Source organism: Wolbachia endosymbiont of Drosophila tristis (assembly GCF_028981745.1).
In the GTDB taxonomy this organism is placed as follows: Bacteria; Pseudomonadota; Alphaproteobacteria; order Rickettsiales; family Anaplasmataceae; genus Wolbachia; species Wolbachia pipientis.
Genome location: NZ_JAPQLN010000072.1, coordinates 1 through 4,907, shown reverse-complemented (window position 1 = coordinate 4,907; position 4,907 = coordinate 1). Strand labels below are relative to the sequence as shown.

The 4,907-nt window shown below is 35.6% G+C and carries 4 protein-coding genes; all 4 read left to right on the top strand.

All coding sequences use genetic code 11. From position 1 onward, the window contains the following. Positions 1-543: 543 nt before the first annotated feature. Positions 544-1,968, top strand: a complete 1,425-nt coding sequence (gene gatB, locus OZD64_RS02820) for an Asp-tRNA(Asn)/Glu-tRNA(Gln) amidotransferase subunit GatB (RefSeq protein ID WP_274999259.1) — start codon at positions 544-546, stop codon at positions 1,966-1,968. A 261-nt stretch (positions 1,969-2,229) separates the two neighbouring features. Further along, positions 2,230-3,015, top strand: a complete 786-nt coding sequence (locus OZD64_RS02815; protein WP_394370288.1) for a hypothetical protein — start codon at positions 2,230-2,232, stop codon at positions 3,013-3,015. 183 nt (positions 3,016-3,198) lie between these two features. Further along, positions 3,199-4,545: an ankyrin repeat domain-containing protein gene (locus tag OZD64_RS02810; RefSeq protein ID WP_274999258.1), complete on the top strand. Its 1,347-nt coding sequence runs from the start codon at positions 3,199-3,201 to the stop codon at positions 4,543-4,545. Further along, on the top strand, positions 4,536-4,904 hold the full coding sequence (locus OZD64_RS02805; RefSeq protein WP_274999257.1) for an ankyrin repeat domain-containing protein: 369 nt from the start codon (positions 4,536-4,538) through the stop codon (positions 4,902-4,904). Before OZD64_RS02810 ends, OZD64_RS02805 begins: the two co-directional genes overlap by 10 nt. Positions 4,905-4,907: the final 3 nt, after the last annotated feature.

The window sequence follows — 4,907 nt, the reverse complement described above, 5'->3', positions numbered from 1 at the left end:
AAAAAAAGGCAAAAGAAGCCCCGTGGTTGGCTAATTACTTACATTATACTTTCAAGTATGGCGTTTTTTTATTCTAAACACTTAATAACCGCGATTCAGTTGCTTTTAAACCGCAACTAATCTAAATTATAAACGTTAAGAAATTTACTAAACAGAAAAAAAGGCAAAAGAAACCCTAGGGTAGCTAGTTATTCACTATCCATTTTTTAAGTTGGCGTTTTTTTATGTTTTAAACGCTTTATAAGCGCGTTTCAGCTTATGTAGGTAGAAGTTTGATAAAGACATAAGGTGCACATAGTGCAAAAAATTAAACATGAGACGGCAGATACGTGAGTTTTTTTGTCATTTAATCTGTACAGAGAAGATAAATAAATAGCTTCAATTTTATGATAAGAGGGCTGGCGAAGCTTGTCAAGTAATCTTTTGCATTTAACCCGTTTCTATGGGTAAAACAATCTGCATACCACTTAGCTAACATGAGTTTTGTTTTGACTTTTTGTGCTAATTTTGCAGAATATTAAGATTATCATTTAAATAAAATACATGACGAAAGAGGATTGGGAAGCGGTAATTGGGCTTGAGGTGCATGCTCAAGTTTCTTCTAATACGAAGCTATTTTCTAGCTCATCAACGGAATTTGGTGCTGAGCATAACACTCAAGTTTCTCTAGTTGATGCGGCAATGCCAGGTACGCTGCCAATACTAAATTATTACTGCATAGAGCAAGCAATACGCACTGGTCTTGCACTTTCTGCAGAAATTAATAAGTATTCTTACTTTGATCGGAAAAATTATTTTTATCCTGATTTACCGCAAGGTTACCAGATAACCCAGTTTTTTGAGCCAATAGTTAAAAATGGTAGAGTATTTATCAACGACAATCAAAAGGAAATAAGAATTGCGAGAATTCATTTAGAGCAAGATGCAGGAAAGAGCGTTCATGAGGAAAGCAAAACTTATGTAGATTTAAATCGTGCAGGGGTTGCTTTAATGGAAATTGTTTCAGAACCAGATCTCCGTTCATCTGCGGAAGCTGCAGAATGCATGAAAAAATTGAGGCAGATTTTGCGTTACATTGGTTCGTGTGATGGTGATATGGAAAAGGGATCACTTCGTTGTGATGCAAATGTTTCTGTCCGCCTAAAAGGCAGTAGTACATTTGGCACTCGTTGTGAAATAAAAAATCTGAACTCGATACGTTATATTGTGCAAGCTATAGACTATGAAATACAAAGACAAATTGAAATTTTAGAAAGTGGAGAAGAAATAAGTCAAGATACCTTATTGTTTGACGTTGCTTCGGGAAAAACAAAAGTGATGAGAAGCAAAGAGGATGCAAGCGATTATAGATACTTCCCTGAGCCTGATTTATTACCTGTTGAGGTAAGCCAGGATAAAATTGATTTAATTCAATCATCTTTGCCCGAGTTGCCAGATCAAAAAAAGCTGCGATACATTGAGGAATTGGGTATCAATGAATACGATGCAAACGTCATTACCTCCGATAAAGCAATTGCTGATTATTTTGAGGAATTGATAAAAAAACATGATTCAAAGCTCGCCGTTACCTGGTTAACCGTAGAGCTTTTTGGTCGTTTGAATAAAGCAGGTATTGATATTGTGAGCTCCCCAATCAAAGCAAATGCTTTGTCCGAACTCTTAGATTTTATCGTTGATGGAACAATCTCTGCTAAACTTGGCAAGCAGGTATTCGATAGTATGTTTGAAACTGGCAAACCTGCATCTTTAATTATAGAAGAGCAAGGCCTCAAACAAATAACCGATAGAGGTCAAATATCAGAAGTTATCGACAAAATCATCAATAACAACCAAGATAAAGTTCAAGAATACAAAAGCGGTAAAACAAAGTTATACGGATTCTTTGTCGGCGAAGTTATGAAACTTACCAAGGGAAAAGCCAGCCCTGATGTCGTGAATTCAATTTTGAGTGAAAGATTAAGTAATTAGTCACATTTTTTTATTTACATAACAGCACATCTCGTAGATATTCTCAGATTTACGCTACGATATCTGTATATCATGACATATAACTTTTTTACCATTTGTTGGTACTATTTTTAAAATTATGTGAGGTTGAGGATGCTTGAAGATCATCCTGTTTAGGGGGCAAAATGTTCTCGCCATGGTATTGACTATCAAGAGTTGTGGCTCATATTATTTCTCATGCGTGTGATGGATAAAAAATGTCCTTTCCGCTTAGCTACAGAATTGAAGTCAGCTGCAGGCTTTGATGATGTTGTTCTCCAATGTAAGCAAAATAAAACAACAATACATAGGTTTGTGCAAGTCAAACACAAACAAGATGGAACTGAAAAAATCAGTGTAGGTAGCTTATTAACAAAGAGTGGTGAGTTTAATTTGTTGAAATACTTTATTGCTTATTTAAAGATCAAAAGTAATGGAAAGTTTAAGGGTGAGATGAAGTATTTTGCTATTGTTACGAATATTGATTTTGATTTCACAGATTCAGCACAACATGAAGTGAGAAAGCTGAGAATGATGTCGAGTGGAAAGAATAAAGAAAAGGAAATTTCAGTTATAAGAATAGACACACAAGATGAGTTTCTGGATGTAGGTGATGGTGTAAGATATAAATTTGATAATAGTATTATCTCATACTTGCAGGAAAATAAGGATTTTATAAAGGGTAAGGTAGGTAGAGAAGTCAGTGATAAAGAAGTCGAAGACTTTTTAAATGAACTAGTGTTTGCGGTTAATTTGCCCAATGAAAGTCAGCTAAAAGAATTGTTTAAAGGTGAGATGAGTGGTAGATTGGCCAAAAAGTTTGGCTATGTTGGTGACAATGAAATCTTTTGCAATGACCTTCTGGAGAAAATATCAGACTGGGTGAAAGATATAAAAGGACGTTTTCTTTCGCCAGAAGAAGGAAAAGAATTTTTCCAAAAAGTGGAGCTATGGGCCAGCACTCTATGTGGGATAGAACGAGGGGTAAAGAAAGGGAATAAAGGAATTGATAAAATAGCAAAACAATAGCATAAGGATAGTAAAACACTGAATGAAATACATGCAGCTGTAACAGCGCAAAATAACAAGCAAAGACCCCATAAGAAACCTTATGGTCCTCGTGACAAAAAATCGAAAGCAAGAGAAGAAGGAGATATAGAAGAATCAGATGAATTTGATGAAATAGAAGCTTTAGAATTTGTTAAAAGGGCTTTGAATATAGAAAACAATTTACAGAATAAGGAAATAAAAAAGCTAGCACAGGAACTACAATATTCCCAATTGGCTTTAAAACTAGCGGTTACATATATTAGTGAAGAAAATATTGTATTTAGTCATAGGGGTAGAAAAAGGATTAGAGTTGGTGGCTATCTGAAAAAGTGTGAAAAGATAGCAGAGAAGCTACTTGACTTTAAGTCCGAATATAAAAGTGATCGTTATGCTAAGGCAACTTTCATAACTTGGAAAATTACAATTGATGCTATAGTGCAAAAAAAATTTGGGCCGGAAGCATTGAGCATTCTCGAGATAATGGGCTATTTTTCTCCTAATGAGATTTATATAGAAGAAATCTTTTCACAGCAAGTAGCTAATGATAAAGAAGCGTTGTGGAATGCTGTTGAGTTACTTAATCGATATTCAATGATTAAATTAAGGAAAGGAGTAGTAAATATTTACAGACTAGTGCAAAAGGTGACTAGATTAAAATTACAAGAGAAAGGCCGAGAAGAAGAGGTCTTAAGGAAAGCTCTAGAATTGATAAACAGTTATGATGTATTAATAGATAATTCTATTGTTGCATCTGTTTGGGGATATGTGAGTAAGTATGGTGAGTTAATTGACGAATTTTACTTTAATCCTATTTATGGTAAATGGAAATATACACCGTTGCATTCACTTGCCGAAAGTGGCAGTTATGAGGCAGTTAGGTGCGTATTAACACATATGGAAGAAAAACACCCAGATAAATTTAATTGTGTTGTTAATGCTAGGGATGGATCTGACAGCACTCCATTGTGTTCAGCTGTTGAGAGTGGAGGATTGGACATAGTGCAATATTTTATCAATAAGGGTGCAGATGTCAATGCTAAGAGCAGATATGGTATCACTCCGTTACATCAGGCTGTTTATGATGGAAGGGTTGATATAGTAGAATACCTTATAGGCAAAGGGGCGGACATTAACGCTAAAGATGAAAGTGGCTTCACTGCGTTACACTGGGCTACTATGATGTATAGGGTTGACGTGGCTAAGGTACTATTAAAACATAATGCAGATGTTAACGCTAAGGATAAAGATGGCGATACTTCGCTACATCTTGCTACTAAGATGGGTAGGGTTGCCGTAGCTAAGGTACTATTAGAACATAATGTAGATGTTAATGTTAAGAACGAACAAAATAGAATTTCGCTGCACTATGTTGCTAGCAGTGGAAGTATAGAAACGATAGAATGCCTCATTGAAAAAGGTGCCGATGTTAACGCTAAAGATGAAAATGGCAACACTCCGCTACACTTTGCTGCTATTATGGGAAATTTGACACGGCTAGAGTGCTACTAAAACACAATGCAGATGTTGATACTAAGAATAATAGGGGAATGACAGCATTGCATTATGCCACTGATTTTGATCACCAAGAACTTGTGGAGTTACTTTCAGCTCGTGATACAAATTCTATTGACGATGGGATGTGTATGGTTGCTTTAGCTAAGACACTATTGAAACACACCACAAATGTTAGTGTTAAGAACGAATGCAATAAAACTCCACTGCACCATGCTGCTAAAATCGGAAGTGAAAAATTAACAAAATACTTCATTAAAGAAGGGGATGATGTTAACGCTAAAGATGAAAATGGCAACACTCCGCTACACTTTGCTGCTATTATGGGAAATTTGACACGGCTAGAGTGCTACTAAAAC

Excerpts from the sequence above, each read along its gene's own strand:
- gatB (WP_274999259.1), top strand. The coding sequence starts at position 544 with ATGACGAAAGAGGATTGGGAAGCGGTAATTGGGCTTGAGGTGCATGCT.